At 35.2% G+C, this 2,857-nt stretch carries 2 protein-coding genes; both read left to right on the top strand.

Features of this window, described 5'->3' with window-relative positions; all coding sequences use genetic code 11:
* Window positions 1-575 precede the first annotated feature (575 nt).
* Window positions 576-1,529, top strand: a complete 954-nt coding sequence (locus tag H5201_RS22245; protein ID WP_182785423.1) for a S66 peptidase family protein — start codon at window positions 576-578, stop codon at window positions 1,527-1,529.
* A 458-nt stretch (window positions 1,530-1,987) separates the two neighbouring features.
* Complete coding sequence (locus tag H5201_RS22240) at window positions 1,988-2,614, top strand: YceI family protein (protein ID WP_259399419.1); 627 nt, start codon at window positions 1,988-1,990, stop codon at window positions 2,612-2,614.
* Window positions 2,615-2,857 lie beyond the last annotated feature (243 nt).

Raw genomic sequence — 2,857 nt, 5'->3', positions numbered from 1 at the left:
ATTATATCAACGGATATTACAACAACGTTAGGCCGCATCATTATAATGCCGGTTTAGCGCCAAATGAATCTGAGATTAGATACAAAGATTCTAAAACTGTGGCCAAAATTAGTTGACCACTACAGAGCATTGTTTTATGGTGGTATAATGGTCGCAATGGTCGATATCATTATATTTCCCAAACTACTCAAAGTATTCTCGCTTATTGCGGTTATGTGCTGGTTTAGCTATTTTTGGGTTGTGCTTAATCTATCTTGGCTTGCTTTTGCACCCTTAGTTCCTGTTTTTATACTTTTACAAATTCAAATGCCAAGAATTAAAGCTAACTCAAACAAATGTGGCGATGACACATAACAAAGCAATAATGAAAGGGACGCAAAAAGCTTAGCCCGCGTCACTTCGTTCCTAATTTTAGCCAAGCTTTTCTGCGCCACATATTGCGGCTAGGAGCGACAAGCCGAAAGTATTGAGTTAGGAACTATTTATTGAAAGCTGTGAAGTTCGCTCAATTTTGATGTGCATGCTGTTTAGAGTATCTTGTAGGAGGTAAATTGATAATACCCAATAAGTTAAAAATGAATGATGAAGTTAGGATAATTGCGCCTTCAAGAAGTTTATCAATTATTGACCAAGAGACGCGAGAAATAGCAAACACAAGGTTTGAAGAGCTTGGCCTCAAATTGTCATTTTCAAAAAACTGTGAGTCGATAGATGATTTTTCGTCTTCATCTATAAAAGAAAGAATTGAAGATTTACATGAAGCATTCCTAGATAAAAAGGTAAAAGCTATCTTTACTGTTATCGGGGGCGATAATGTAAATCAATTACTAAAGTATATTGACTATAATATTGTTAAAAAAAATCCAAAAATTATATGTGGGTATTCTGATACTACAGCTTTATCAAATGCCTTATTTCATAAAACCGGACTAATAACTTACTCAGGGCCTGCATATTCAACTTTGGGGATGCTTAAAGGTATTGATTTTTCAATAAATTATATTAAAAAGTGTTTATTCTCAAGTGATCCTTATGAAGTTATAAACCCCGAACAATGGAGTGATGATTCATGGTTTTTAGATCAGGAAAAAAGAAGCTTTTATAAAGACAATGGCATAAAAGTTTTAAATCATGGTAAAGCTGAAGGAAAAATACTTGGAGGCAACCTTTGTACTTTAAATCTGCTTCAAGGAACTGAATTTATGCCTGACTTAACAAATTCTGTACTATTTCTTGAAGATGACGAGTTAACATCCCCTTCAAATTTTGACAGAGATCTGCAATCATTAATTCACCAAAAACATTTCGACAGAGTTAAAGGAATAGTCATTGGGAAATTTCAATTAAAGTCAGAAATATCTGAAGACTTACTTAAAAAGATTATACAATCTAAACAAGAGTTAGAGTCAATTCCCGTGCTTTATAACTTAAACTTTGGACATACAACACCCCATATATGCTTTCCTATTGGTGGACTTGTGAAGATAGATACGAAAAGTCGTAAACAAATAACAATAGAAAAACATTAGGTAAAGAATACTCGAGTAATTAGCTAAATTTCATAATAATTAATGGTTGCGGATTTAATATTAAGAGTAATGGGATTGCATCGCCCTTGCTTGACTGACTGCTCATTGCAATTTTGAGTAGTTCGGCTTTGATCGAGAAGTAAACATTCGAGGGTTTTCGCATCGATTGTAGGTTTGTTGAGATAACGGACGCTTCAAAACGCTAATAATTAATCATCAATTATACCAAAGGGTTAAATTTCATTCGCTCAAACTCCGCAGCTCAAGTTATGTAAAAACGATTGATTAATAGACGAAAAATAGGCGGCTTCACTCCATTATGAATATAAAAGAGAGGTTAAAATGGAAAATATGAGGCATTATATATTTTGATTTTATGAAAAATGACGTTTTATTTTACCTACACTCAACACATTACTAATGGCTTAACTACTATGAACTCAGCGTCAAAGAATACAATGCGAACATTTATACACTCGGTCTCAGTTATGTGCGCTGCGCTGTTACTGACAAGTTGTGTGAGTTGGATTGCACCAACTGTTAAATCTGAGTTGATAGCGCTTCAAGCGGGCGAATATCAGCTAGACAGTCAACATGCTGCATTAATATTTAAAATCCAACATTTAGGGTTATCAACCTATGTAGGGCGTTTTAATCAATTTGATGCACAACTCAACTTTGATCCTAATAACATGACTGCCGCGTCATTAAACGCAGTGGTGGATATTAGCTCTATTGATATTAATAATGCTGACTTAGCAGAAACCTTACAAAATGACACTTGGTTTAACAGTGAGCGCTTTGCGCAGGCATCATTTACTAGCAACACTGTTACAGTTATATCTGATAACAGTTTTAATTTCTCAGGTGATTTAACTCTTAGAGGTGTTACCAAACCTGTGACGTTTAAAGCCACATTTCACGGTGGAGCAGACAACTGGATTACAGGAAAATACACCATTGGTTTTAGCGCGGTCGGTCAAATCAAACGTTCTGACTTTGGCATGGACAGTTATATACCGATTGTTGGGGATCAAATTGACTTAGAAGTTTATGCGGAATTTATTAATGTTGGTAAGCAATAAGAAGTAAGTGATAGCTACTAAATCGTCAATCAGTGACATTTTCAGATAGAATATAATCCCTGAATGACCGCTAGGGCACTTTTGTGAAGTTTGTCTAAAAAGCGAAATACGGGCTAAAGAGCCTGTAACGGATTCTGTGTAACTGCCCGTTTTTACATTTTAAATATGTTTATTGAGGCGTTCCTCAAATTCAATGATAAAACGACTCATTGCATTACGCCAGTCTCGAATTGGCATCGTCCA

The organism is Pseudoalteromonas sp. SG43-6 (assembly GCF_014164365.1).
Classification (GTDB): Bacteria; Pseudomonadota; Gammaproteobacteria; order Enterobacterales; family Alteromonadaceae; genus Pseudoalteromonas; species Pseudoalteromonas rhizosphaerae.
Note: the sequence above shows the minus strand (reverse complement) of the source record. Positions and strands in the feature narration are given on the sequence as shown.

Excerpts from the sequence above, each read along its gene's own strand:
- H5201_RS22245 (WP_182785423.1), top strand. The coding sequence starts at position 576 with ATGAATGATGAAGTTAGGATAATTGCGCCTTCAAGAAGTTTATCAATT.
- H5201_RS22240 (WP_259399419.1), top strand. The coding sequence starts at position 1,988 with ATGCGAACATTTATACACTCGGTCTCAGTTATGTGCGCTGCGCTGTTA.